The 24853-nt window shown below is 67.2% G+C and carries 19 protein-coding genes; 9 read left to right on the forward strand and 10 right to left on the reverse strand.

All coding sequences use genetic code 11. The annotated features are described in order from the left end of the window. The first annotated feature begins 160 nt into the window (after nucleotides 1–160). Nucleotides 161–733, forward strand: a complete 573-nt coding sequence (locus tag KA419_06150; protein MBP7865513.1) for a hypothetical protein — start codon at nucleotides 161–163, stop codon at nucleotides 731–733. Here the strand turns inward: KA419_06150 and KA419_06155 are convergent. Beyond that, nucleotides 718–1479 (reverse strand): gamma-glutamyl-gamma-aminobutyrate hydrolase family protein, encoded by a 762-nt coding sequence (locus KA419_06155; protein ID MBP7865514.1) that lies wholly within the window; start codon nucleotides 1477–1479, stop codon nucleotides 718–720. The genes KA419_06150 and KA419_06155 overlap by 16 nt on opposite strands. Before the next feature lie 474 nt (nucleotides 1480–1953). Here KA419_06155 and KA419_06160 point away from each other — a divergent pair, with 474 nt between their 5' ends. The 3 genes from KA419_06160 to KA419_06170 all read left to right on the forward strand — a co-directional run bounded on the left by KA419_06160 (nucleotide 1954) and on the right by KA419_06170 (nucleotide 6518). Next, complete coding sequence (locus tag KA419_06160; protein MBP7865515.1) at nucleotides 1954–5037, forward strand: tetratricopeptide repeat protein; 3084 nt, start codon at nucleotides 1954–1956, stop codon at nucleotides 5035–5037. Nucleotides 5038–5281: 244 nt separating this feature from the next. Beyond that, on the forward strand, nucleotides 5282–6061 hold the full coding sequence (scpB, locus tag KA419_06165; GenBank protein ID MBP7865516.1) for a methylmalonyl-CoA decarboxylase: 780 nt from the start codon (nucleotides 5282–5284) through the stop codon (nucleotides 6059–6061). A 190-nt stretch (nucleotides 6062–6251) separates the two neighbouring features. Further along, complete coding sequence (locus KA419_06170; protein ID MBP7865517.1) at nucleotides 6252–6518, forward strand: zinc ribbon domain-containing protein; 267 nt, start codon at nucleotides 6252–6254, stop codon at nucleotides 6516–6518. 216 nt (nucleotides 6519–6734) lie between these two features. On the opposite strand, the gene KA419_06175 is transcribed toward KA419_06170, so the two are convergent. The 3 genes from KA419_06175 to KA419_06185 form a co-directional block, all read right to left on the reverse strand. Beyond that, nucleotides 6735–7541 carry a menaquinone biosynthesis protein gene (locus KA419_06175; GenBank protein ID MBP7865518.1) on the reverse strand — a complete coding sequence of 269 codons (807 nt, stop codon included), beginning with the start codon at nucleotides 7539–7541 and terminating at the stop codon, nucleotides 6735–6737. A 45-nt stretch (nucleotides 7542–7586) separates the two neighbouring features. Further along, a complete protein-coding gene (locus KA419_06180) occupies nucleotides 7587–8315 on the reverse strand; it encodes a sulfite exporter TauE/SafE family protein (GenBank protein ID MBP7865519.1) in 729 nt (242 codons plus the stop codon). A 218-nt stretch (nucleotides 8316–8533) separates the two neighbouring features. Continuing rightward, nucleotides 8534–9496 (reverse strand): tRNA-dihydrouridine synthase family protein, encoded by a 963-nt coding sequence (locus tag KA419_06185; protein MBP7865520.1) that lies wholly within the window; start codon nucleotides 9494–9496, stop codon nucleotides 8534–8536. A gap of 333 nt (nucleotides 9497–9829) precedes the next feature. Here KA419_06185 and KA419_06190 point away from each other — a divergent pair, with 333 nt between their 5' ends. After that, entirely contained in the window at nucleotides 9830–10810 is a 981-nt protein-coding gene (locus tag KA419_06190) for a SpoIIE family protein phosphatase (protein ID MBP7865521.1), read from the forward strand. Between the two features lie 404 nt (nucleotides 10811–11214). On the opposite strand, the gene KA419_06195 is transcribed toward KA419_06190, so the two are convergent. Together KA419_06195 and KA419_06200 are read right to left on the reverse strand one after the other, a co-directional pair. Beyond that, nucleotides 11215–12000 (reverse strand): hypothetical protein, encoded by a 786-nt coding sequence (locus KA419_06195; GenBank protein ID MBP7865522.1) that lies wholly within the window; start codon nucleotides 11998–12000, stop codon nucleotides 11215–11217. Nucleotides 12001–12036: 36 nt separating this feature from the next. Further along, on the reverse strand, nucleotides 12037–14649 hold the full coding sequence (locus tag KA419_06200) for an AMP-binding protein (GenBank protein MBP7865523.1): 2613 nt from the start codon (nucleotides 14647–14649) through the stop codon (nucleotides 12037–12039). Between the two features lie 294 nt (nucleotides 14650–14943). Between KA419_06200 and KA419_06205 the strand changes: the two genes are divergently transcribed. Continuing rightward, on the forward strand, nucleotides 14944–15525 hold the full coding sequence (locus KA419_06205) for a peroxiredoxin (protein ID MBP7865524.1): 582 nt from the start codon (nucleotides 14944–14946) through the stop codon (nucleotides 15523–15525). Between the two features lie 180 nt (nucleotides 15526–15705). Here KA419_06205 and KA419_06210 read toward each other — a convergent pair whose 3' ends face one another. Beyond that, complete coding sequence (locus KA419_06210; protein ID MBP7865525.1) at nucleotides 15706–16671, reverse strand: Stp1/IreP family PP2C-type Ser/Thr phosphatase; 966 nt, start codon at nucleotides 16669–16671, stop codon at nucleotides 15706–15708. A gap of 175 nt (nucleotides 16672–16846) precedes the next feature. Here KA419_06210 and KA419_06215 point away from each other — a divergent pair, with 175 nt between their 5' ends. Continuing rightward, the gene (locus KA419_06215; protein MBP7865526.1) at nucleotides 16847–17395 is read left to right on the forward strand and encodes a GspH/FimT family pseudopilin; all 549 of its coding nucleotides are present in this window, start codon (nucleotides 16847–16849) and stop codon (nucleotides 17393–17395) included. 184 nt (nucleotides 17396–17579) lie between these two features. Next, nucleotides 17580–19049, forward strand: a complete 1470-nt coding sequence (locus KA419_06220) for a hypothetical protein (protein MBP7865527.1) — start codon at nucleotides 17580–17582, stop codon at nucleotides 19047–19049. A 587-nt stretch (nucleotides 19050–19636) separates the two neighbouring features. Here KA419_06220 and KA419_06225 read toward each other — a convergent pair. The 3 genes from KA419_06225 to KA419_06235 form a co-directional block, all read right to left on the reverse strand. Then, nucleotides 19637–20530 (reverse strand): DUF72 domain-containing protein, encoded by an 894-nt coding sequence (locus KA419_06225; protein MBP7865528.1) that lies wholly within the window; start codon nucleotides 20528–20530, stop codon nucleotides 19637–19639. Between the two features lie 700 nt (nucleotides 20531–21230). Next, nucleotides 21231–23057, reverse strand: coding sequence for an amidohydrolase (locus tag KA419_06230; protein ID MBP7865529.1), 1827 nt, complete (start codon nucleotides 23055–23057; stop codon nucleotides 21231–21233). 50 nt (nucleotides 23058–23107) lie between these two features. After that, nucleotides 23108–23758 (reverse strand): hydrolase, encoded by a 651-nt coding sequence (locus KA419_06235; GenBank protein MBP7865530.1) that lies wholly within the window; start codon nucleotides 23756–23758, stop codon nucleotides 23108–23110. A 118-nt stretch (nucleotides 23759–23876) separates the two neighbouring features. Here KA419_06235 and KA419_06240 point away from each other — a divergent pair, with 118 nt between their 5' ends. Beyond that, the gene (locus KA419_06240) at nucleotides 23877–24785 is read left to right on the forward strand and encodes a LysR family transcriptional regulator (protein ID MBP7865531.1); all 909 of its coding nucleotides are present in this window, start codon (nucleotides 23877–23879) and stop codon (nucleotides 24783–24785) included. The last annotated feature ends 68 nt before the right edge of the window (nucleotides 24786–24853 follow it).

Below are 24853 nucleotides of genomic sequence, written 5' to 3' on the forward strand. Positions count from 1 at the left end.
GCTTCGCGTTCTCAAAAGATCGACTTTGTAACACAACGGGACGAAGGATGTCAAGGGGTTTTCGCGGGGCCCCCAAATCCCTTGCCATCCGGCTGCAATGTCTTTACCATGGGATTGCGTTATCCGTTGTTGAGCGACATTCCAATCGGGAGGATCAAGCATGCGCAAAGAGACCCTGTTGAACCGAACGGCCCTGTTTTTCGCGATCCTGGCGGCTTTCGCCGTCTTTACGGCTGCGGGGGAGAAGTGCGACTACATCGAGGGGACCGTCATCGAACAGGGGGCGGCGCTCCGGACGCCCGCCCGGCCCCTGACCATCTGCATGAAGGAGTACGTCACCCCTGAGGAGATGGCCAGGTTCGCCGAGATCTTCAGGCAGGGCGGCCAGAAGGCGCTGGAGAACGCCATCTCCAAGCTCGAGAAGGGGATGGTCATGATCGGGGCCAGCCTGGGCTCGCCCGTCGGGATCATCGCGAAGAAGACCGCCGAGGACGGGTCCACCCTCTACCGCATCCTGCTGGACCGGCGCATCGCCTTCGGCGAGTTGTGGCACGGCACCCGCTCGCTCGACTACCCCTTCGGCCTCATCGAGATCAAGCTCGGCCCCGACGGCAAGGGCCAGGGCATCATGCTCCCCGCCGCCAGGATCGAACTGGGTCCCAACGGCATCACCTTCGAGAACCTGGACAACCTGCCCTGGAAGCTGATGAACCTCCGCTACAAGGGGCGATAGGCCCCACAGGCCTCCACGAAACTTCGGAAGATCGCCCGGGAGAGCCCCGATTCGGGGTCGCGCTCGGGGTGCCACTGGACGCCCAGCAGAAAACGGCCCTCCCCGGGAAAGACGATTCCCTCGATGACGCTGTCCGGCGCCTGGGCGAAGACCGCCGCCCCCGGCGCCGGCGTGCGGACGGCCTGGTGGTGGGAGGTGTTGACCCGGAAGACGAACTCCCCGCCCGCCCCCGGCGGGACGAGGGCGCGGATGGCCTCCCGCAGCGCCCACAGGGGGCGCGGCCAGGCGGAGAGGTCCAGGCGGACGTCGTGCCCGGCGCCGGGAAAGACGCGGTGATCGATACGCTCGTACCCCGCCGACCGGAGGTCCTGGTGGAGGTCGCCCCCCCGGAAGACGTTCAGGCGCTGCAGACCGTAACAGATGGCCAGGAGAGGCAACCCCCGGCGCTCCGCCTCCGCGAGGAGAAGGGCGTCGGTGGCGTCCCGCCGGGGCTGCACGGGCCCCAGCTTCGGGTGGCGTTCGGCGCCGTAGAGGGACGGGTCCACGTCGCTGTTGCTCCCGGGGAGGCAGATCCCCTCGGCCCCGTCCAGCAGGCGCCGGACGCTCTCCGGGTCGGGGATCAGGGGGAGGTGGAACGGCGCCCCGCCGGCGGCGTGGACGGCCTCGGCGTAGTCCGGCGACAGGTACTCGTTCGGGGCGTCGAGGTTGCGGCGCAGGGGGATGGCGATCCGGGGTCGTTGGGGCACAGCAGGCTCCTCTTCAAGCTTTCGCGGGGTCCCGGGGGAGCCGGGAGGCCCCCCCGGGTTGCGCTCGCGGAGTATACACCTCCCCCGGTTTACCCGGCAACACCGGAGAAGAAAAGGACCAAAGGGACGCAAAGGACCAAAGGGACGCGAAGGGCCGAAGGGACGCGAAGGGCCGAAGTGCCAAGGCGATCGCAAAGGGCTCCGAGGACGCCCGGGGAGACAGCGGGGCCCCGGGCCCCGGACGGCACGCGGTGGCTCGGTGCCGTCCTTTTGGTCTTTTATGTCCTTTTGGTCCTTTCGTCCTTTCCCGGAGCCGGGAAGGCGGTGAAAAACCCCACAATCGGGGGAGCTTGAGAATTCTCCCGCCCTCCTGCCGGCTCGTTCAGGCCAATCTTTGGTCTCTTCTCCGGATGAGGGTTGCCTTTTCCCGCGTCATCCGGGGTAAAATGAGGGAAGGCCTCACGGGGGTGTGCGATGAAAAGGCAGTTCTTCGACCGCTTCCACCGGGTGGTGCTCCTCTTGGCCGCCGTTCTGGCCGCGGCCTTCCCGGAGGCCTTCGCAAGGTCTGCCGCCGCAGCGAGCGACCCTCCTCCGAACCCGCCGGGCCCGGTCGCCCCCGGAGCCGTCCCCGCCCCCGGCAAGCCGGACCCGGTCGCCGCCGCCGACGGGTTGGCCGGCGAGGCCCGGGACCTCCTGAAGCGGTCCCGGCTGCGGGAGGCCGCGGAGAAATTCCTGGCCGCGGCTGAGGGGTACCGTATCCCCGAGCCCCGACGATCGGCGGAGTGTCTCGAGAAGGCCGGGAGAGCCTTCCTGGCATCGGCTGAAAAGGAGCGGGCGCTGGACGCCTTCGAAAAGGCCCTGGTGATCTGGCGGGAAGCAGGGGACCGTGCCGGCGAGGCGAGGGCCCTGCGCCGGGCCGCCGAGGCGAAGCGGGCTTCCGGAATGCCCGAGGCGGCCCTGGCCCTGATCGATCAGGCCCTGGCCGTTTCCCGCGAGGCGGGGGACCGGTCCGGGGAGGCACAGGCCCTGTGCGATCGGGCGGAGGTTTTCTACTTCCGGGGTGACCGCTCCCAGGCCCTGGCCCTCCTGGAGGAGGCCCTCCCCCTCTGGCGGGCCGCCGGGGACAAGGCCGGCGAAGCCCGGACGCTGGGGAACGTCGCCAATATCTGGAACCGGATCGGGGAGCGGGAAAAGGCCCTCGCCCGCTTCAGGGAACTCCTGCCGCTGTACCGGTCCCTCGGGGATCGCTCGAGCGAGGCGGCCACCCTGATGAACCTCGGCCTGGTTCTCCGGGCCCAGGGGGACTACCGGGAAGCCCTGGAAAAAACCCGGGAGTCCCTTTCGATCTTCCGGGAGTTGAACGATCGGGGCGCGGAAGCGATGGCCCTGAACAATCTCGGCGTCATCCAGGACTTCCTGGGCGACCGCCGCGAGGCCCTGGCGTGCCACCGCCAGGCCCTGGAGATCCGCCGTGCCACCGGCGACCGTGACAACGAGGCGATTTCCCTGGTCAATCTCGGGTGCATCCTGGCGGAAACGGGGGATGAGGCGGGGAACCGGGAGAACCTCGAACAGGCGCTCCGCATCCATCGGGAAAGGAGCAACCGTCACGGGGAAGGGTCCGTCCTGTATAACCTCGGGATGTCCCGGGGGCGGGAGGGGGACTTCTCCGGGGCTCTCGAGTGGATGGGGCAGGCCCTGGACGTCCGAAAAGGCATCCACGACGTGCCGGGCCAGGCCCAGACGCTCCAGGGTTGCGGCCAGATGCACATGTTGAGCGGAAGAACGGAAATCGCACTCGGTTATCTCGTCCGCGCCCTGGTTCTCGAGATCGCGACCGGAAACCGACCCGGGGAGGCCCTGGCCCTCGAACGGCTGGCACGGGCCTGGAAGAAGCTCTCGAATCCGCGCATGGCGGCGTATTTCGGGAAGAAGGCCGTGAATGTCGTCGGGGACCTCCGCGGCCGTCTCGAAGGACTGGACCGGGACACCCGGAAATCCTTCGCCCGCAACCAGGAGAACGTCTACCGCTTCCTGGCGGCCCTTCTGCTGTCCGGCGGCCGCCTGGCCGAAGCCCAGCAGGTCCTGGACCTCATGAAGGAGGAAGAGCACCTGGAGTTCCTCGGCAAGGCGGGGCGAAAGGCCGGTGATCCCGGACCGGTCCGCAAAGCGGACCTCACGCCGGACGAAACCGTCGTCGATCGGCTGTGGAGCGAAGCCCTCGCGGGCGTTGTACCCCTCCTTCACGAGGAGACCCTCCTGGCGGTCCGGAAAAACCGGTCGGCCGAACAGGAGAAGCGGCTCCGCGAGCTCGAGTCCGGGCGGCCGGCCCGCGAGGAAGCCCTTCTCGCAGCGTGCAAGTCCCTGGCGGGGAAGCTGTCCCCCCCGGCAGGCCCCGGGGAGAAACGCTTCAAGCCGTCGGGCACCGAGCGGCTCAGGGAGGATCTGCGACGGCTCGGCGCCGGGGCGATGGCCGTCTATGTCCTGGTGACCGAGGGGAACTGCTGGGCGCTCGCGGTTACGCCGGCGACGCGTGAGGTGACGGTGTCCCCGGTCGGCGCGCGGGAACTGGACGTGAAGGTCCGGATGTTCCGGGAGGCGCTCCAGCGGCTGGATCGGGACCCGCGGAAGGCGGCGGAAGGGATGTATCGCATCCTGGCGGCCCAACTGGAGCCTTGCTTCCGGAAGACCCGGGCCCGGCTTGTGCTCTGGTCGCTGGACCGGGCGCTCCGTTACCTTCCCGTGGCGGCCCTCCATGACGGGCGGCGCTATCTCGTCGAGCGGTTCTGCAACGTCGTGTACACACCCGCCGTCCGGGAGTCGCTGATCGACGAACGCGCAGGCCGGCGGGTTCTCGGGTTGGGGGTGACGCGTGCGCACGGGGACCTGCCCGCCCTTGAGGGCGTCGTTGACGAACTGGGCGGCATCGTCCGCGTGGAGGGCGACGCGTCGTCCCCGGGCGTGCTCCCCGGGATCGTCAGGCTGGACCAATCCTTCACTCGGGAAACGTTGCTGCAGGCGGGCCGGGAGGGGTTTCAGCTGCTTCACGTGGCCAGTCATTTCCAGTTCGGCCCCGGGGACGAGGAAAACTCCTATCTTCTGCTGGGGGACGGGGGGCGCCTGACCCTGGCGGATCTGAAGGGCCTCGAGGATGTCTTCGACGGGGTCGAGTTGCTGGTGCTTTCCGCGTGCAACACGGCCATGGGCGGGGAGGGGGCTTACGGGCAGGAGATCGAGGGTTTCGGGGCCCTGGCCCGGCAGCTGGGGGCAAGAGCGGTCCTGGCCTCGCTGTGGCCGGTTGAGGATGTCAGTACCGCGGTCCTGATGCGGGAATTCTATCGCATCTGGGCGACCGCCCCGGACTGGGGCAAAGCCGAAGCGCTCCGCCAAGCCCAGTTGGCCCTGATGCGGGGGGCGGCCCCGGGCCCGGCCGCCTTCCGGCGCGGGGTCCTTGGGTCGGCCGGCGGGTCCGGCAACCCGCAGACCCCCTCGAAGGCCCCCTCGTACGCCCACCCCTTTTTCTGGTCTCCTTTTGTTCTGACGGGGAACCCGCGTTAAGGACGAAAGGACCCAAAGGACCCAAAAGACACAAGGGACGGTATTGAAGCTTGATGCCCTCGCACAAAGGCACGGAGGCACAGGGAGGAGGTGTCTCCGATCACGGCCGACCGGCCGAACGCCTTTTGCCTTGCCGCCCGGAGCCGTTACGGGTAGAATCCCCTGCGTCCAGCGTGTTGGGTGTTTCCCCGCGGTGATTGATCACCGGGGACGCCCTGGACGCAAAACCCAGCAGGAGGTTTCGGTGCCGAACATCCACAAAGACCTGAGCGGCTACATCGCCACCATCACCCTGAACAACCCTGAAAAACGCAATGCCCTCAGCCGGGCCATGTCCGAGGCGATCATGGCGGCCCTGGAGGAATTCAGGGCGCTCAAGGCCCGCGTGGTGGTCCTGCGCGCTCCCCGCGGCGCGACGACCTGGTCTGCCGGGCACGACGTCAACGAGCTTCCCAAGCCGGGCCGTGACCCGCTGTCCTACAACGACCCCCTGCTCAACCTCATCCGGGCCATCCAGTACAGCCCCATGCCCGTCATCGCCCTGATCGAGGGGGGGGTCTGGGGCGGCGCCTGCGACGTCGCGATGAGCTGCGACATCCTGGTGGGGTGCCCCACCACCACCTTCACCATGACGCCGGCACGGATGAGCATCCCCTACAACGTGTCCGGCATCCTGCACTTCGTCAACATCCTCGGGGTGAACATGGTCAAGGAGATGCTGTTCACCGCCCGGCCCGTTTCGGCGGAGAAGGCCCTCCAGGTGGCGATCCTCAACCACCTGGTCTCCGAGGAGGAGATCGAGCCGTTCACCTACGGGCTGGCCGCGCACATCACCCAGAACAGCCCGCTGAGCATCGCTTCCATGAAGGAGCAGGTCCGGCTCCTGGCGAGCGCGCACCCGCTGACCCCCATCATGTTCGAGCGCATCCAGGGGCTGCGCCGGCAGGTTTACGACAGCAAGGACTACGAGGAGGGGCTCCGGGCCTTTCACGAGAAGCGCCGCCCCGTGTTCACCGGGGAGTAGTTTTTCCCGGGGGTGCAGAAGGGCGGACGCGCAAAGACCCCGGAGGTGAAGGGGAAAATGCGTGCAAAGCCCGTGTTTGAGCCATTGCCCGGAGGGGACCGCCCTTTTTCGGGGATGTGAAAAATAAGTCTTGACAACCGGGACGGCATCCGTTATTCTGACGCGTTATTTTGCAGGAAGGAGGTGCCACATGCCGATCTACGAATACCGTTGCAACGTGTGCGGCAACTTCGAGCAGATCCAGAAGATGTCGGATGATCCGCTCAGCGTGTGCCCCGGCTGCGGGGGGCGCGTGGAGCGGCTGCTCTCGGCCCCGGCGTTCCAGTTCAAGGGAAGTGGTTGGTACATCACCGATTACGCCCGCAAGAACTCCCCTTCGCCGAGCCCGGCTCCTTCCGAAAACAAGGATTCCAACCTACCCACGAAAAGTGACCCACCGAAAAACACAACTGCGTAAGCAGCCCACCACCCAATCACATCCTGAAAATCAACCTACCTCAAGATAAGCGGCCCCCGGGCAACCGGGGGCCGCACCTCATTTCGCGCCGCCCGTTGCGGACCGGCCCGGGACTCGACCGGGGGGGCGACGGTGCGCCCCCGACACGTCAAGCCGAAGATGGGCCGGCGGGGATGGGAAAATGACACGCCCGGCGAAGGGGCGTCGGGGTGAGGGTCAGCTGACCCGGACGAAGGCCGGCGGCCGGTCGTCTTCGATCAGGCCCTCCTCGCGGGCGAGTCGGTAGAACAGGGCCAGGGACGCCTTCTCCGCCTCTCCCAGGCGATAGCTCAGGTTTTCCCGAAGGTAGCCCAGGATTTCCACCTCTAGCAGGCCCGTTCGCCGCGCGGCGGACCGGGCGATTTCGGGGATCCGCCGGATCCCGTCCTGTGCGGACCGGTACAGCAGGCCCGGCAGGGGGCTCCCCGCCAGGTCCCCCTGCAAGGCCCAGAAGGCGAACACGAAGGGAAGTCCCGTGAACGCGCTCCACATCGACGCCAGGTCGAAAACCTGAAAACCGTCGAAGCACCCCGTCATGGCCGGGTCACCGATGATGAGCATTCCGTCGTGCCGCTCGAGGACCCCGTCGGGATCGTCGAACGGCAGGAAAGGACAGGCGTTGCCGTACACCCTTTGCAGGAGGATCCGCAGGAGGGCCGCGGAGGTGCGGGAGTGGGTGGTCACGGCGACGTCCCGAAGGGCGCCCGGTTCCCGGCGGGAGACGAGAAGGACGCTTTTCACGGGGCCGGGGGAGGTGATGGCGACGCCGTCCAGCACCACGAGGCCCGGGATTCGCGGGTACTCGATGGACGGGAGGAGCGCGGCGTCGGCCCGGTCTCTCGCCAGGGCGTCGGCATTCCCGCTGGGCACGCTCTCGGTGACCTCCAGCCCGGCCGGGGCCGGTTTCTGAAGCAGCATCCACGTCAGCGGAAGCGCGTTGAGGAACCGGATGGCCGAGACTTTGAACGGGGGTTGTGCATCCATGGTGTGCTCGCTCCAGGAACTGCCGCTCCTGTCAGAGATTGCTCCTCAGAGCCCGAGAAAAAGGATCGAGGCGCCGGAGAGGGCGATCACCGCCCCCGCGAGGGCGTGCATGTAACGCTCCATCCAGCGGGTGGACAACCGTTTGATGCCGCTCTCCAGCAGGAGCGTCGCCACGGTCATGGTCGCCACCGTCGCCACCCCGAAAATCGACGAGACGAGGACGACCCCCCCCCAGGAGTGGTGAGAGGCCGGGACCATCACCAGCGGGATCAGCGGTTCGCAGGGGCCCAGGACGAAGATCACGAAAAGGGCCCACACCGTCACGCGCTTTCGATCCTCCCCCCGGGCATCGGTCGGGTGGGGGTGGAGGTGCGCGTCGTGAAGGTGATCGTGGGTGTGAGAGTGAGTGTCCCCTGCCGCGTGGCGGTGCTCGTGGGTGTGTTCCCGCGAACGGGCCCCTCTTCGGATCCCCCAGGCCGCGTAGGCCAGGCCGAAGCCGAGGAGCAGCCAGCTGGCCAGGTCCCCGCGGACCGACTCGATCCCCTCCAGCCGACCGATGGCCACACCGGCGGCGATTCCCGCGAGACCGAGGGCGACCGACGAGAGAATGTGCCCGAAACCGCAGGCGGCGGTGACCAGGATGAGCCGGGTCCGGCTCCACCGGCGGGCCCGGCTCAGCATGACGAAGGGCAGATAGTGGTCGGGTCCCGCGAGGGTGTGCAGGACACCCATGCACAGAGCGGTCCAGCATAGAACCAGGATTTCGCCGTTCACGTCCACCCTCCGGAAAGGTCAGCCCCGCGGCCGAAAGAGAAGTGTACGCATTTCAGGGCTCGACTGCAACCGGACATCGGCCATGGCCCACCCTTTTTCACGGCCCGAAAGCCGGTCGGTCGGGGAGGAAGGCGGAGAACCATGGAACGTCATCACGGGCGCCCCCGTTGTCCCGGTCTGGCCCGAGGACGGCGGGTCCCCGGTTCTCGGGCCAGGGTTCAGGCCGGCGGGGGGGGAGGCTGCGCTCCAATCGCCCGGAAGAAGGCCTCGATCCCCACCCGGGCGCGGTCAAGCGTCGGGGCGGGCTGGACGGCGGAAAAGAGTGAGTGTCCGAAGTCGAGAGAGCGGCAAAACCAATTCACGAAGATCTTTAGCCGGCTCAGGCGGCGCTCGGCCGGAAGATGAAGCTCCAGCCGGGAGATGAAGTCCTCGAGGACCCCCCGGGGATCTGGGGGTGATTCCCTCAACCCGGCCGCCTGGGCGAAGACCCAGGGACGGACCGCCGCCCCCCGGCCCACCATGACCCCGGCGCAACCCGTCTGCGCAAACATCCGGCGGATGTCGTCGGCGGTGCCGATGTCCCCGTTCCCCACGACAGGGACACTCACTTTTTCCCGCAGCTGCCGGATGCACTCCCACCGGGCCCGGCGCCTGAATTTGTCCGAGGGAAAGCGGGGGTGGAGGGCCAGCGTCTGGGCGCCCGCGCCTTCGATCCGGAGGGCGAACTCGACGGCCGGCACCCCCCCCGGCTCCGGCAGGCGCATCTTCACGCTGAGGTGCCCTGGAAAGCGCCGCCGAACGGCCCGCACCATCGCCTCCGCCCGGGCGGGGTCCGCAAGGAGGGCTGCCCCTTCGCCTTTTCCGGTCATCATGGGCGCCGAACACCCCATGTTGAGGTCGATGCGGCGGACGCCCCGCCCGTCGAGGACCGCCGCGGCCTCGGCCACGAGGTCGGGGTCGGCCCCGGCGAGTTGGTGGACCAGGTCGGTCTCTTCCGGGGCACGCCGGAGAAAGAGCGACGGCTGGGTGGAGCGCGCCACGCTCCGGGCGGAGAGCATCTCGGTGAAGAAGACGTCGCACCCGCCCAAACCCGCCACGAGGGTGCGGAAGGCGGCGTGCGTCAGTTCCGCCATGGGGGCGAGGACCAGGGGGTTTTCCCTCGGGGCGTCGTAGGGGTTCATCCGGGAACTCCTCTCCGAGTGCTCAGCCATCGGTCCGCCAGAGTAACACGGGTCCCGGACTCGCGCAACACCCCGGAAGAATTGCTTGCCTTGGCGGAAACAGCACGGATATACTGACCAAAACGCCCGGGAGAGGCGATTGGGAAATCGGATACCCAGCCTGTCGCCCGCAGAGGTGTCGAGAGGAAGCGGGGTGTCCCGGATTGGCAGCCCGGACCGGGTACGGAGAGTGAAGAGCGTCCCTGATTGTCCCGGGAGAAGATGGGTGTCCCGGATCGGTTGGAGCCGTTCAGGGGCAACCGCTCCGGTTTTCCGCTCGAAAAGGAGGTGGATGTGGACATCACCGAGGCCGGGTATTACCGGCAGCAACTGCTGGATCGCCGCCAGCGGATCGAGGGCGTTCTGGGGGTTCCCGGTGCGAATGCGCGGTTGCGGGACCTCCTGTCGGAGGTGGACTGTGCACTGCGGCGCCTGGACGAGGGGAGTTTCGGCCTTTGCGAGGTGTGCCACGAGGGCATCGAAAAAGACTTCCTGGCGGCGGACCCGCTGACCCGGTTCTGCCTGGAGCACCTCTCCTCCGCTCAGCAGCGGGCCCTGGAAAGGGACCTGGAGCTGGCGTCCTGCATCCAGGGGAAGCTCCTCCCGAAACCCGGCCTCGTGTCCGGCGGCTTCGAGGTCCACTACCACTACGAGCCGGCCGGCCCGACCAGCGGGGACTATTGCGACTACCTGGTTTCACCCGACGGCGACGGAAAGCTGACCTTCATCGTGGGGGACGTCTCGGGGAAGGGGATCGCCGCCTCCCTCCTCATGTCCCAGCTGCATGCCATGTTCCACAGCCTGACGTCCTTCGGCATGCCGCTCGGAGACCTGGTCACGCGCGTCAACCGGCTCTTCTGCCAGAGCGTCTCCGCGAACCGCTTCGCCACCCTTGTCTGCGGCATCCTCTCGCCGGACGGCGCCCTCGAGATCTGCAACGCCGGCCATCCCCCGCCGCTCCTGACCCGGACGGACGGGGTCACGCCGGTCGAGGCGACGGGCCTGCCGGTAGGCATCTTCTGCGAGAGCGAGTACGAGGCCCGGCGGTACACCCTGGGTCCCGGGGACACCCTGTTCCTCTTCACCGACGGTCTTCCAGAGGCCAGTCACGACGGAGAGGATTACGGGACGGAGCGGGTCGCACGCCTGGCCGGGGAGTGCAGGGGCCTGTCCGCGGTGGCCTGGGTCGATGCGTTTGCCGCGGACCTCCGCGCGTTCCTGCGCGGGACACCCAAACCCGACGACCTGACACTGATGGCGATCCGAAGGCATTGAAAAGCCCCCGCGCAAAGCCGCCAGGGCTCCCATTTTGGCGACCCCGTAAAAAAGTCCTATTTTGCCCGCGAATCACGCGAATGAACGCGAATCAGAAATCAATAATCAATAGATATTATTCGTGTTATAAATTCGCGTATCTTCGTGTTATTCGCGGGAAATCCCCCGTTCGCGACTTTTTGCGGGCTCATCAATTTTCGCAAAGAGAAGCCGGATGATCCTTTGGGCTCCTTTGCGAGGCTATGCGTCCTGGCGACTCGGCGAGCGGCCGCAGGCTGCAAATTGCACTCCCATGGCGGAGAACTCGCAGGCCGTTCATCCGCTACGGCTGCTCGAGCCTGTTCGTGGTTTTGTGTATTTCGTGGTCGAAATCCCTTCTTCCGGGACGGATACGCGGTCGCCGCTCAGGGCCGCACGCCGGAGAGGAGGGCCCGGATCTGCCGTTCCGCCTCCTTCTGGTTCTGGATGGGGCCGACGTACGGCGACTGGAGGGTCACGGCGCGGAAGATGGCGATCAGGGTGTTTTTCACCGGGTTGGCCAGGTAGGCACGGCGCTGGCGTTCGATGCCCAGGCGGAGGTCGGCGGGGAAGCGCTCCGCCGACACCGGGCGGCACGGCAGCCCCCGGGAGGCCAGGTAGGCCACGCCTTGCAGGTGGGACTGGAAGAGGGCCTCGACCTCCGCGCCGGGAAGCAGCTGCCGCAGGGAACCGACGTCGCCGGGCAGGGTGCCGCCCCGGCGGTCGGGGTTGGTGGTCAGGCCGCCCCGGTCCCCGTCCAGGATGGAGACGAAATCGATCCCCACGACGGCCGGGAGGGTCCCTGTCCTGAAAATGGCGGCGTAGACGGGCTCCGTGCCGTGGACGAGGCTCTGCAGCAGGGCGGGAGGGTTAATCTCCACCCGGTACAGGGGCCCCGCTTCCCGAAACCCCAGGGCGCGGCACCGGCAGATCCAGTCGGCCATTTTGGGGTCGCCGGGGTCGATGCCGGCCGGTTTCAGGTCGACGGCCTTCGGCAGGGCCTGGAGGCAAAGGAAGCCCACGAAGGCGACGAACACCCCCAGCAGCACCCCGACCAGCACCCAGATTCCCGCCGCCCCGAGCCCGCTGAAGAGGGACTGCCCCTCGAAGAGCATGAAGCCGAGGGCAAGGCCCACCACGACGGGCAGGATTTTCATGACGAGGTCTTTCATGGGAACCTCCGGGAAGAATTCTGAATTCTGTACTCTTCACACCATTCCCTTCAGCGCTCGGTAATTCGTTTTCCCCGTCCCGAGGACCGGGATGGACTCCACCTTCACCACCCGGCGGACGAAGTGGAGGGGGGACAAGCCCGCGTCGCGCAGCGCCCGGTTGGCGTCCTCCCGCTCCAGGTCCAGCGTGGTGAAGAGGACCAGCTCCGGCTGGACGTCGGCGGACAGGGCCTCCACGGCTACGGCGGGCCCCTCGGCGTCGGGCGGCGTGAACCGCGCGGCGAGCGCCTCCTCCACCGCGGGCAGGGAGATCATCTCCCCGCCCAGCTTCACGAAACGCTTCACCCGCCCGGCGAAGGTCAGGACCCCATCGGCATCCTCCACCACCAGGTCCCCCGTGGGGTACCACGTTTTCCCCTCGAATTCCACGAAAGGCTGGGGCCCGTCGTGGTTGAGGTAGCCGGAGAAGACGGCCGGCCCGCGGAGGAGAAGAAGCCCCCGCCCGCCGGTCGCCACGCGCTCCCCCGTCTCGGGGTGGACGACGGCGTGCTCGAAGGTCCGGAGGAGCCGGCCGATGCTGCCCCGGCGCGGGGCGTCCTTGTCGTTGCCGGAGACCACCGGGGAGCACTCCGTGATGCCGTACCCCTCCACCACCTTCAGCTTCGGGCAGCGGCGGGCGACCTCGTCGAAGAGGGCGTCGGGGAACTTCTCCGCCCCGGTGACGGCGGTCCTGAGGGTCTCGAGTTGAGTGCCCCGGGCGGCCTGGAGAATCCCCTTGAGAAAAGTGGGTGTCCCCACCAGCAGCGTGGAGTGGTAGGCTTCCACCATTCGCGCCAGCAGCTCCCCCTCGGTGGGGTTCGTGTGGTAAGCCACCTGGAGCCCGGAGCACAGGGGCAGGACCACCGTGCAGGTCAGCCCGAAGGAGTGGAAGGGGGGAAGGAAGCCCAGCATGCGGTCCCCCGGGCTGAGCCGGATGACTTCCAGCTGGTCCGCGATATTGGTCAGGATGTTGGCGTGGGAGAGGGGGACCGCCTTGGGAAGGCTTTCGGACCCGCTCGTGAACAGAACCACCGCCGTCTCCCCCACCGGGTTCTTCCGGAGCGCTCCCGGCCGGAACCGGGCCGTGAGGGCGGCGGCCAGCTTGCGCGGGAGGGAAATCGCCTTCCCCAGGTCCTCGAGGTAGACCAGCCGCCCCGCCAGGCCGTCCAGGGTGATCCCGCGCCCGGCCAGGACCTGGACGAGGCGGCGGGAGGTGAGGACCCGCTTCACCTCGAGCCGGTCCAGGGAGTGCTTCATGGGGCCCTCGCCCACGGTCCAGTTCACCATGACCGGGGTCTTCCCCGCGAAGTGGACGGCCAGGAAGGTCACGGAGGCCCCCACAGAGGCCGGGAGCATGATCCCGAGGCAGTTCCCCTCCATGGCCTCGAGGGCGGGCCGCAGGGCGAGACAGGCCGTCACCAGGCCCCGGTAGGTCCGGACCCCGGAGGTCTGGTCCGACATCACGGGAAAAGCCGGCCGGCGGACGGCCAGCCGGAGGAAAGCCTCCGTGAGGGTCCGGCCCTCGGCCAGGGCGATGGGCTCGGGCACCGCCCGGAACCACGCGGACGGCACGGGTTTGAGCTGCGGCCTGTGAGACGACGGGCCCTGGCCCGCGGCCGCGAGGAGCAGGTCGTTCACCGTGGCCATCGCCTCCACGTCGGGGGTCGGCACCCCGAACTCCTGGACCGCCCAGGCGGCGATTTCGGCGGTGGCCAGGCTGTCCATCCCGAGGTCGCGCCCCAGTTCGTCTTCCGGCCGGATAGACCGCGCCCCCGTCTTCTCCGCCAGTTTTTCCATCACGAGGCGGCGGGTGCTGGGCGGGACGTCGCCGTCGTCGGTGGCGGCGGCCTCGACGTCGGGTTCGGGGAGGACGCGGGTCCCGCCCCGCTCCCAGACCGACCGCGGCACGTAAGTGTTGGGGGGGGCGTCCTGGTTGTAGAAGGCCTCCAGGTAACGGTTCATCGCCGAACGCCCCGCGGAACGGGGGAAATCGGGCGGGTCGTGCAGCTCGAGGGTCACTTTTCGCTTGGGGACGAAGAAGACCCCGCTTCGCAGGACGTCCCACAGGCACTGCCGGAGCACGCGGGGCACGTTGGGCTTCCCCCGGGGCGCCCGGCCGAAGCGGCTCCCCCACAGCCCCCGGGTCCGGACCAGGACGATGCGGGCCTCGGGGACCTTCTCCAGGATCGTCTCCACGGCGCTGTTGCCTCGAATGTCCTCGAACCGCGCGCGGTACGTGCGGCCCGAGGGGTAGACCACCACGTTCCGCCCGTTTTTCAGGCCGTCCACGCACGCCTGGATAGCCGCCTCCACCGCAAGGCGGCTGGCTTCGCCCCCCACCGCGGGGTCCGGGAGGGCGATGACGCCGGCCGTCCGCATCACCCCGCGAAGCAGGGGGTGGTCCACCCGGTCCCGGTCCGCCAGCACGCAGGGATCGAATGGGTAGTGGAGCATCACGCGCACGATCAGCGGGTCCACCAGGGCGGGGTGGTTGGGCAGGAAGAGGATCCCGGTCTTTCCCCGTGCGGACGCTTCCGCAACCCCGTGCATCGTGATCCGGTAACGGAGACGGAGCAGGGTTCGGGCCAGCAGCCAGATCAGGAACCTCACGCGTTCATCCTCCTTTCGGGCGATCGGACCGGGACATCGGGCGACATTGTACCCCAGGTCGGCCCGGATTGCACCTCTCCCGTAACCGGCCCGAATCTTTTTTCCCTCCGGGGATTCCAATTCCCCCGAGGCGTTGCGCGGTCCGCGTGCGGCGTGTACGGACGGCGGGGAACCACCCGGTCGGGAACCCCCGGAGGCGCGGGGAAACGGCAGGGAGACAGACCGCGTCCGGGCCCGCCGCCGGGCCCCGATCCGCCGGAATGGCTCTAATTTTTTCCCAGGAGGCTCATCATCATGCTCGTGACCCGACCTGCCCCCGATTTCACCGCCAAGGCCGTGATGCCGGACAACTCCTTCGGCGACCTCACCCTGTCCGCCTACCGCGGCCGAAACGTCCTCCTCTTTTTCTACCCCCTCGACTTCACCTTCGTCTGCCCCTCCGAGATCATCGCCTTCGACAAGCGGCTCGCCGAGTTCAAACAGCGGAACTGCGAGATCATCGGCGTCTCGGTGGACTCCGAGTTCACGCACTGGGCGTGGAAGAACACCCCCCGCAACCAGGGGGGGCTCGGATCGGTGGAGTTCCCCATGGTGGCGGACCTCACCAAGAACATCGCCCGCGCCTACGACGTCCTCTTCGACGAGTCGGTGGCCCTCCGAGGCCTCTTCCTGATCGACCGGGAGGGGATCGTCCGCCACCAGGTGGTCAACGACCTGCCGCTGGGGCGAAGCGTCGACGAGGCCCTCCGCGTCCTGGACGCCCTGCAGCACTACGAGGCCCACGGCGAGGTCTGCCCGGCGAACTGGCGCAAGGGCGACAAGGCCATGAAAGCCACGGCGGAGGGCGTCGCCGAATACCTGGCGGGGATGGAGTAGGGGATCCGGCGGCGGTTCCCGGGATCAAGCGATCCGACTCAACCGGGGCTCAGATCAGGGACACCCACTTTCCGGACAGGGGTCGAGATCCGGTCCGAAACAGTGGGTGTCCACTTTTTGCCGCGATCGGGGAGGTCCGGATGGTCTCGCGCCGGCTGAAGCCGGCGCCACTTCGGGGGGTCAGCTCTTGTAGACGTAGTAGAAGTAGGCCAGCAGGCCGATAATGTAGAGGATGTAGAACAGGCCGGCCCAGGCGATCTCCGAGCGGGTCTGCCCCTCGCTGGAAGCCGGCTCGTCGAACTTGACGGGGGCCGTCTTGCCCAGGATCTTGTCGGTGTGGCCGAAGAGCGGCTGGGTGTCCTCCAGCAGGGTGGGGGCTTCCTGCACGCACGACACCACCTGGACGATCTGGGTGGTGATGTTGTCGCGCCCGCCGCGTTCGTTGGCGGTTTCGATGAAGACCCTGCACGCCTGCTCGGGGCTGTTTTCGAGCATGACCTTGAGGATCTCGTCGGATTCCAGGTACGTGGTCAGGCCGTCCGAGCACTGCATGAGGAGGTCGCCGGGCAGCAGCTGGAGCGGCGGCTCCAGGATGTCCACCTCGACGGAGGGGAGGATCCCGAGGCTGCGGGTCAGGATGTGGCTGTCGGGGTGGCTGCGCGCCTCCTCCTCGTTGATGATGCCGCTGTGGACCATCTCCTCCACGAGGGTGTGGTCGGTGGAGAGCTGCTTGATGGCGCCGTCGCGGACCAGGTAGGCGCGGCTGTCGCCCACGTGGGCCATGTAGAGGTTGGAGCCCTTGACCACCAGGACGGTGCAGGTGGTGGCCATCCCCTGGAGGTCCTCGTTCTTGGAACTGGATTCGAAGATCCCGCTGTTGGCCGTTTCGAGGGCCTTCAGCAGGGCGGGGTAGATCGGTTTCTGCTCGGTGGAGTAGTAGATGTTCCGGATGATGTCAACGGCCATGCGGCTGGCGACCTGCCCGCCCCGGTGCCCCCCGAGCCCGTCTGCCACGATGAACAGGCGGCCCCGCTGGTCCAGGATTTCCGGCTTTTCGGGCACGACGGAACCATAGCTGTCCTGGTTATCCTTGCGGACCATCCCCTGGTGGGTCAATCCCGCGACAACAATTTCATCCTTGGCCATCTTTTGTCAACTCCGCCAGTCCGGTGTTCCCTGACTTGTTTTTTCAATTTACACCAACTTAGGCGGGTTGTCATCAAGCATTTTTTCAAACCGTCTCATTTTTTTCGCATTTTCCATCGGATTTTTTCCGGCGAAAACGTTGTTAAGGGTGAGTCTGTTTTCAAAGGAGGCGGTCATGAAAAAGCGGTGTTTCCCCCACGGTTTCTCGCTGGTCGAGTCCACCCTCGTCGTGGTGATCCTGGGGCTGGTGGCCTGCATGGCCATCCCCTGCCTGATCCGGCACATCCGCTTCTGCCGGCTCGACAGCGCGGCGGAGGTGATCCGGGCCGACATCATGCGGGCGCGCTTCCTGGCGGTGGCGCGCAACTGCTACTTCCGGGTGCTGTTCGACACCGCCGGCCACCGTTACGTGCTGCAGGAGGACACCAACGCCAACGGCCGGATCGACGCGGGCGAGACGGTGCACCCGCCCACGCCGCTCCCGGAGCAGGTCCGCTTCGACGCCGGCGACGTGCTCGGCCCCCCCTCCGACCCGAGGCGCCCGCCTTCCGACAGCGTCACCTTCACCGGCCACACCCTCGTGGTGGGGCCGGACGGGCACTGGGCCAGCCCGGGCAGCATCTACCTGGCCAACGACCAGGGCGATCACGTGGCGTTGACGGTGGCCATCGCGGGGAGGGTCCGCATCTGGCTGTGGGACCCCGAAGCCCGCCGGTGGCAGTGACGCGCGGGGGGCTTGCGAAAGTCCGGCGGATGGCTTATAGTGTCCCGACACCGGGTTGCCGGGGAAACCAGGGATCCAGGTCGGAAGCGGAACGCCGCGCCGGCTCCCGGTCAAATCAAGGCGGGCTTCGCCGGGGCGGGAACCCTGCCGCACCGGGTCGCGGACGCCGGACCAAGGAGGCACCATGCGCGCGTTGGAACAGACCTTCCGGGAACTGACCGCAAAGGTCGTCGAGAACAACCTGTGGCGGCAGCGGCGCTGCTTCAACCTGATCCCCTCGGAGAACACGCCGTCGCTGCTGGTGAAGCTGTTCGAGATCAGCGACCCCTCCGGGCGCTACGCCGAGCACAAGACGGCGCTCAAGCGCGAGGTGGAGGCCCTGGCGGGCACCGGGGCGCTCAAGGGCGACCAGGTCTACTACTACCAGGCCACCGACTTCATCTTCGAGGTGGAAGAGCAGCTCAAGAAGGCCTTCGGCGTCTACATCGGCGCCGGCGAGGTGGAGACCCGCGCCATCAGCGGGCAGATGGCCAACGAGATCGTCTTCAAGGCCATGATCAAGTTCCTGGCGTCGGGCCCGGAAGGCTTCGGCCGGCTGACGGAGAAGGGCCGGATGGCCACCGTCATGAACAACGAGCTCAACGCCGGCGGCCACCTCAGCGCCCAGCCCTTCGGCGCCCTCTTCAACTTCGCCGACGGCGACCCCGTCAACTTCCCCAAGGACCCCGCCAACGCCTACAAGACCGACACGGCCCGGATGCTGGAGCTGCTGGACCGGAACCGCCCGCCGCTCGTGGTGTTCGGCAAGAGCATGTTCCTGCACCCCGAGCCGGTGAAGGAGTTGAAGGCCTTCGTGGACGGCACCCCCGGCTACCGCCCGGTGATCATGTACGACGCCGCCCACGTCATGGGCATCCTCGGCCCCGACTTCCAGGACCCCCTCGCCGAGGGCGCCGACGTGGTGACGGGCTCCACCCACAAGACCTTCTTCGGCCCCCAGCGCGGCGTCATCGCCGGCAACCTGCCCAAGGGGACGCCCATCCGCAAACTCTGGACCGAAATCAACGGCCGGGCCTTCCCCGGGTCCACCAGCAACCACCACCTGGGCACCCAGCTGGCCATGCTGGCGGCCACCCTCGAGATGAACGCCTTCAAGGCCGAGTACCAGCGCAAGGTGGTGGAGAACGCCCGGGCCTTCGCCCGCGCCTGTCACGACGCCGGGATCCCCGTGGAGGGCGGCGAGGCCGACGGCTTCACCCGGACCCACCAGGTGGTGATCCGCGTCAAGCCCTTCGGCGACGGCAAGGAGATCGCCACCCGGCTGGAGAAGAACAACGTCGTCACCAACTACCAGGCGCTCCCCGACGACGAGAACTTCTACCACCCCAGCGGGATCCGCACGGGCGTGTCGGAGATGACCCGCTTCGGCATGGAGGCCGGCGACTTCGCGCAGCTGGCGGACCTGATGGCCGACGTCATCGTCCGTGGGAAGGACCGGGCCGCCGAGATCGCCGAGTTCCGGGCGAAGTTTCACACCATGCGCTACTGCCTCCCCGCGGAGGCGTGCCTCGCGGTGGCCCCGGCCGTCTTCGAGAGCGTCTTCCCGGACCACCAGGTCTTCAGCGCCTTCGCCGAGGCCCTGCGCAAGCTCTGATTTTGGTGCGGCGGCACGCTTCGTGACGCCGCTTTGGATACCGGATTCGAACACGACACGGGTGCGTTCCGCCGCACCCGTTTTTTGTCCGGCCTGCTTCGTCGGTTGTCAACAGCGAATCCCTCGGACCCCACGACGGGTCCCGGAGGCCGGGTCGTCCCTCCTCGAATCACACGGACAGGGTTTGCCTGGCGATCCTGACGATATGTGCGATTGATATTGAAGAAGTTGCCTTCGAAGTCATTATGACTGATTGAGCGCAAGGGGTTTAGATAGTACCTGGCACTCTTCCTCTCCCTATCCCGCAGGGATAACAGAGATTAGCCGGCGGGTGCTCCCCCAGCCCCAGCAGGGGGTGCTCCCGCCGGTGAGGCCGCCGTTATCCCCGATGGCACCCCGGAAGGGTGCAGGATGGCCCGTGGACCTTTTGCCTGCGCCGCCTCCGGGGCGCTCGAATACCCTGTCACCCTGGTGTTCCTGCAGGAGCACGGCCTCCGTCAGAGCACCTGCAGGCTAATATCCACCGGCCCTAAAGGCCGGAGATCGGCCGGATACTGACGCTGAATCTCCGACTTTTTACGACTCTATCAAGGATGGTCCGGGCTGTTCAGGAGGGGTTGGAGACGCTCTAGGGTAAGGGGGGCGCAGCCCTCGTAGTGGTTGTTGACGTTGAGGTAGACGTCGGTGCCCCGGGCCAGCAGGCCGCGGACGGCGTCCGCGACGCGGGGGAGGTGGGCGTCCTTCGGTTCCCGGACGGCATCCCACTGCTTGCCGGTGCGCTCCTCGATCCCCTGCCGGTCCGGGCCGTGCAGCCGGACGACGGCGACGGGGCCGACCCGGTCGCCGTGTGCTTCCAGGACCTCCCACACCGGCGGCATCCAGTAGCCTTCCAGGAACACGGGGGCCGCGCCGGTCCGCCGAAGCAGGTCGAAGAAGGGCGGGACCAGCCAGCTCGCGTTCCGCAGTTCGACGGCGCAGTGAATTCCTTCGGGGCACCCGCCCAGAAAGGCTTCCAGCCGCTCGAAGAAGGCGTCGCGGGACGGCATTTTCCGCTGGTTGAGGTACTCGAACTGCAGCATGAGGGGGCCGAGCCTGCCGCGCAGGGGGGCGAGGCGCTCCAGGAACTCGCCGAACAGGGAAGGGGAGAGGAAGTGGGGATTCTCGAGAAGCGGCCCCTTTTTCTCGCGGGGGTAATGATGGGTCAGGGTGACGGCGTTGGGGACCTTGACCGTGAAGCGGAAATCGTCCGGGACCGAGCCGGCGTAGGTTTCCACGTCCCGGGGATTCGGGAGCGACAGGGCGTCGGGGCCGTGGAGCGACCAGAACCACTGGTCCACCTCCACGGTGTCGTAGCACCGGGCGTAAGCGGCCAGGTAGTTCGCCCGGTCGCCCGGTTGGTAGACGATGCCTTCCCACGCCGCGTACTTCCAGCTGCACGTGCCGGTGCGCAGCCGCCCGACCCGATCCGCCCCCCGGTTCATGCTTGCTCCTCCATTGCCACAGCGAATGCAAGGATCACGAAGACAAACAAGATAACATTATCATAATCCATGGAATTCGAGGCGCTGGTTATACTGGGTGTCGTGAAGATTCGGCTCGAGTGGGTGTCCTGCGATCGATGTCTGGTTGACTTTGTTGGAGTTGCGCGCAGAGAAGTTATGTCCGATTGATTCGGTTTGGTTTGGATAGTATCTGGCACTATGGACCCCGACACCGACCAGGTTACCGTGGCCGGCCGGGGAGGAACGCGTTCCCGCAGGGAACGACCGTGAGTAGCCGTGGGTGCCGCACCCACGGAAAACGATGGTTTTCAAGGGGGATCGACCCTGGAAGGGTCGAAGGTCGCCGGGTCCCGATCCGGTGTTCGGGTTTTCCCCTTCGGGACCCGGCCGCATTTCGACACCGGCTACCCCGCAGGAAGGGGTGACCCCGTCGGGGTCGGGTCGTCTGCCCCCATTCCCGAACCCCGGGCGCGGCGCCCGGGGCTACTCGAGGGTGACCCCTCCGGGGTCCCACCTGTTTAGAGGACACCCATTCATCTCCCGGCTTGGGTGTCCTGCGAACCCATGCTCGGATCCTATTGAAATGCCTTATCAAGACCTGACCAGATGTCCTGGACCGGTTTTCACTTTGGGCAGGATGAAGCGGGGTGCCCGCCCCGGGGCGGTTGTGGGCTCCCGTTCAGAACGCGGCACAGGTGCAGCCGAGCCCCCACCCCGTCATCCCGCCGATGGAACGGGTGTGCCGATGCAAGGGGTCGCCCGAACCGAGGGCCAGGGGGATGGCCCGGCAGCCACCGGAGGCCGGCGGGCTGCCGAAGGACGGAGCGCCGTACGCCGCAACCGGCGACCAGTCGGGGCTCGCCGGCGGGAGGGGGGGCGCCAGGTTCGCGAACTCGCCGCTCCCGTGAACCACGTTGCCGTCCACCATCGTCAGAACCGATTCGATCCCCTTGATCTCCTCCTCGGGGACGGCGAAGTAATCCGCGGACAGGACGGCCACGTCGGCCAACCGGCCCACCGCGATCCTCCCCTTGGCCCCCTCGTCGCCGGAGAACCACGCGCTACCCTCGGTGTAGCACCGGAGCGCTTCCGTCCGGTCCAGGCGGTTGCGCTCGTCGTACAACCCCAGACCGCCGACGGTGCGTCCGCTGACCAGCCAGAACAGGGACACCCAGGGATTGTAGCTCGACACCCGGGTGGCGTCGGTTCCCGCTCCGACCGGTATGCCCATGTCCAGCATCCGGCGAAGGGGCGGGGTGGATTTCGCCCTGGCCTCGCCGTAGCGATCCACGAAGTACTCCCCCTGGAAAGCCATCCGGTCCTGGACGGCGATGCCGCCGCCCAGGTTCCGGACCCGCTCCAGGCTCCGCTCCGAGATGGTCTCCGCATGGTCGAAAAACCAGCGCAGGCCCCGGAAGGGGATCTCGCGGTCGATCTCCTCGAACACGTCGAGGAACCGGGTGATGGATTCGTCGTAGGTGGCGTGGAGACGGAAAGGCCAGCGTCCCCCGACGAGCAGGCCGACCACTTTCCGGAGTTCCGCTTCCATGACCGGCGGGAGGTCCGGCCGCGGCTCCAGGAAGTCCTCGAAGTCGGCGGCCGAGAAGACCAGCATCTCCCCGGCCCCGTTCATCTTGTAGAAGTCGTCCCCGTGGCCGGGGCGGGTGAGGCCCATCCACCGGGAGAAGTCGTCGAACTCCTCCCGGGGGCGCTGGGTGAAGAGGTTGTAGGCGACCCGCAGCGTCAGTTCGTTTTTCCCGGACAGGTGCTCGATGACCCGGTAATCGTCGGGATAGTTCTGGAAGCCGCCGCCGGCGTCGATGCAACTGGTGATCCCCAGCCGGTTCAACTCCCGCATGAACAGGCGGGTGGAATTGACCTGGTCGTCGAACCCCAGCCGGGGGCCCTTCGCCAGGCTGGCGTACAGGATCAGGGCATTCGGCCGGGCGACGAGGAGCCCCGTCGGGCGGCCGTACCGGTCCCGCTCGATGTGTCCGCCGGGCGGGTCGGGGGTTTCCCGGTTGTAGCCCAGCGCCCGCAGGGCCGCCTGGTTCAGGAGGGCCCGGTCGTAGAGGTGAAGGACGAAAACGGGCGTGTCGGGGGCGGCGGCGTTGATCTCCTCCAGCGTGGGCAGGCGCTTTTCGGCGAACTGGAACTCGGACCACCCTCCCACCACGCGCACCCACTGGGGCGGCGGGGTCCGGAGGGCCTGCTCCCTGAGCATGCGCAACGCCTGGGCCAGGGACGGCACGCCGTCCCAACGCAGCTCAAGGTTGAAATTCAGGCCGCCGCGGATGACGTGGATGTGGGAGTCGTTGAGGCCGGGGATGACCCGCCGCCGATGCAGATCGACTCTCAGGGTCGATTCCCCGGCCTCACGGAGCAACTCCCCCCCGCCGACGGCCACGATGCGGCCCGCCCTCACGGAGAGGGCCGAGACCTCGGGCGAAGCCGGATCCAGGGTCGTGATCCTGCCGTTGTGAAGAATCACGTCGGGCTTGTTCATGGGTGTCCTCCTCGTCGGCGGGGGTTGGCCGGTTGCGCTCGTCAACCGGCTCAGTGCCGGTTGCCGCCCCGGCTGGGCGGCGCGCCGTGCACCATGGTGTAGGCGTATTCCACCCCCTGGCCGTAAGCGCCGCAGTGTTCCTTCACGGCGGCGATGACGTCGGCATAGGTCTCCTTGCGGGCCCAGTCTCGCTGGTACTCCAGCAGCACCTGGAGGGAGGTGACCGGCACCACCCCGGCCTGCTCGAGACGGCGCATGGCGGCGTTGTGGGCGGTCAGGCTGGTGCCTCCCGAGGCGTCCTCGACCGCGTAGACCTCGTAGCCGGCCTGGAGGGCTTCCAGGGCGGGGAAGGCCAGGCAGACCTCGGTCCACAGGGCGGCCATGACGAGCTTCTTCCGGCCGGTGGTCTGGACGGCGGCGACGAACTTCCCGTCTTCCCAGGAGTTCATCGAGCTCCGTTCGATGGGCTCCTGGTCGGGGAAGAGGTCCAGCAGCTGCGGCCACATGGGGCCCGAGAAGCTCCGGGTTTCCACGGTGGTCAGGATGGTGGGCACGTTGAAGATCCGGGCCGTCTTGGCCAGCAGGATCACGTTGTTGAAAAGGGTCTGCCGGTCGATGCTGGCGACGCCGAACGTCATCTGGGGTTGATGGTCGATGAAGATGACGGCGCTGTTTTGCGGGTTGAGCAGTTCGGTTTTCATGGTCGTCCTCCTTCGCGGAAAATTGCATTCGTTCTCGGGCCATTAGATGTCGAACCGGTGTAACCGGCTAATACTCTTTTCCTTTGCTTGATATGCAAAAAAGTTATATCATTCCCCCATGGAACTGCGTCATCTTCGATACTTCGTCGCGGCGGCGGAGGAACGCAACATCAGCCGAGCGTCCCGCCGGCTCTACGTGTCCCAGCCCGCCATGAGCCGTTTGATCCACGATCTGGAAGACGAGATGGGTGCGGCGCTGTTCACCCGGGAGCCGTTCGGGCTCCGCCTGACGCCGGCGGGGGAGAAGCTGCTGGAGTACGCCCGGCGGATCCTGGACCTGGCCGGAGAGGCGGCCCGGGCGGTGAAGAGCGAAACCGGGGCAGCCACCCAGCTCAAAGTCGGTTTTATCGCGTCTTCACTGGGGTCCTTCCTGGGCGATGCCCTGCGTGCCTTTCGGGCCCGGAGGCCGGAGGTCACCGTCCTGATTCACGAGCTGTCGCCGGCGGAACAGGTTAAGGCGTTGCGGAAACACCAGATCGATATCGCCCTCATCGGGAATCCCTGCGATGCCGTGGAGGTCGAATTCGACCTGGCCATCCTTTACGAAATGGACCTCCAGGCGGTCATCCCCGAATCGCATCGATTGGCGGCGGAGAAAGAGATCAGCCTGAAGGACCTGGCGACCGAGACGTTCATCGGTTACAACGAGGAGAGCTTCCCCGGAAGGAGCCTGGCCCTCCTCAACGCCTGCCGGCAGGCCGGGTTTCGGCCGGAGTTGTCCGCCAGGGCCAACAGCCTGGTGGAAGTGCTGGCCATGGTGGGCTCCGGGGCAGGGGTCTGCCTGATGCCGTCGGACGTCGTCAGCCTGCCCCATCCCCATACGGTCCTGGTCCAGGTCCGGGAAAACCTCGAGCCGATCCGCTTTGCCGCCGCGTGGCGGCGGGATGACCGTCGTCCGGTCCTGAAGGACCTGCTGGATGCCATGCGGGAAGGATCGGCGGGGAAAGGCCGGCCGGGGATGAAATAGCTCCGGAACCAGGACACCCGTTCGTTCGGATCGAGTGGGTGTCCTGCGAACTCTGTTAAGGAGGGTAC

The sequence above is a fragment of the Acidobacteriota bacterium genome, from assembly GCA_018001935.1.
GTDB lineage: Bacteria > Acidobacteriota > JAAYUB01 > JAAYUB01 > JAAYUB01 > JAGNHB01.

Excerpts from the sequence above, each read along its gene's own strand:
- KA419_06220 (MBP7865527.1), top strand. The coding sequence starts at position 17,580 with ATGCGCGCGTTGGAACAGACCTTCCGGGAACTGACCGCAAAGGTCGTC.
- KA419_06160 (MBP7865515.1), top strand. The coding sequence starts at position 1,954 with ATGAAAAGGCAGTTCTTCGACCGCTTCCACCGGGTGGTGCTCCTCTTG.
- KA419_06150 (MBP7865513.1), top strand. The coding sequence starts at position 161 with ATGCGCAAAGAGACCCTGTTGAACCGAACGGCCCTGTTTTTCGCGATC.
- KA419_06170 (MBP7865517.1), top strand. The coding sequence starts at position 6,252 with ATGCCGATCTACGAATACCGTTGCAACGTGTGCGGCAACTTCGAGCAG.
- KA419_06235 (MBP7865530.1), bottom strand. The coding sequence starts at position 23,758 with ATGAAAACCGAACTGCTCAACCCGCAAAACAGCGCCGTCATCTTCATC.
- KA419_06175 (MBP7865518.1), bottom strand. The coding sequence starts at position 7,541 with ATGGATGCACAACCCCCGTTCAAAGTCTCGGCCATCCGGTTCCTCAAC.
- KA419_06215 (MBP7865526.1), top strand. The coding sequence starts at position 16,847 with ATGAAAAAGCGGTGTTTCCCCCACGGTTTCTCGCTGGTCGAGTCCACC.
- KA419_06230 (MBP7865529.1), bottom strand. The coding sequence starts at position 23,057 with ATGAACAAGCCCGACGTGATTCTTCACAACGGCAGGATCACGACCCTG.
- KA419_06210 (MBP7865525.1), bottom strand. The coding sequence starts at position 16,671 with ATGGCCAAGGATGAAATTGTTGTCGCGGGATTGACCCACCAGGGGATG.
- KA419_06225 (MBP7865528.1), bottom strand. The coding sequence starts at position 20,530 with ATGAACCGGGGGGCGGATCGGGTCGGGCGGCTGCGCACCGGCACGTGC.
- KA419_06185 (MBP7865520.1), bottom strand. The coding sequence starts at position 9,496 with ATGAACCCCTACGACGCCCCGAGGGAAAACCCCCTGGTCCTCGCCCCC.
- KA419_06195 (MBP7865522.1), bottom strand. The coding sequence starts at position 12,000 with ATGAAAGACCTCGTCATGAAAATCCTGCCCGTCGTGGTGGGCCTTGCC.
- KA419_06240 (MBP7865531.1), top strand. The coding sequence starts at position 23,877 with ATGGAACTGCGTCATCTTCGATACTTCGTCGCGGCGGCGGAGGAACGC.
- KA419_06205 (MBP7865524.1), top strand. The coding sequence starts at position 14,944 with ATGCTCGTGACCCGACCTGCCCCCGATTTCACCGCCAAGGCCGTGATG.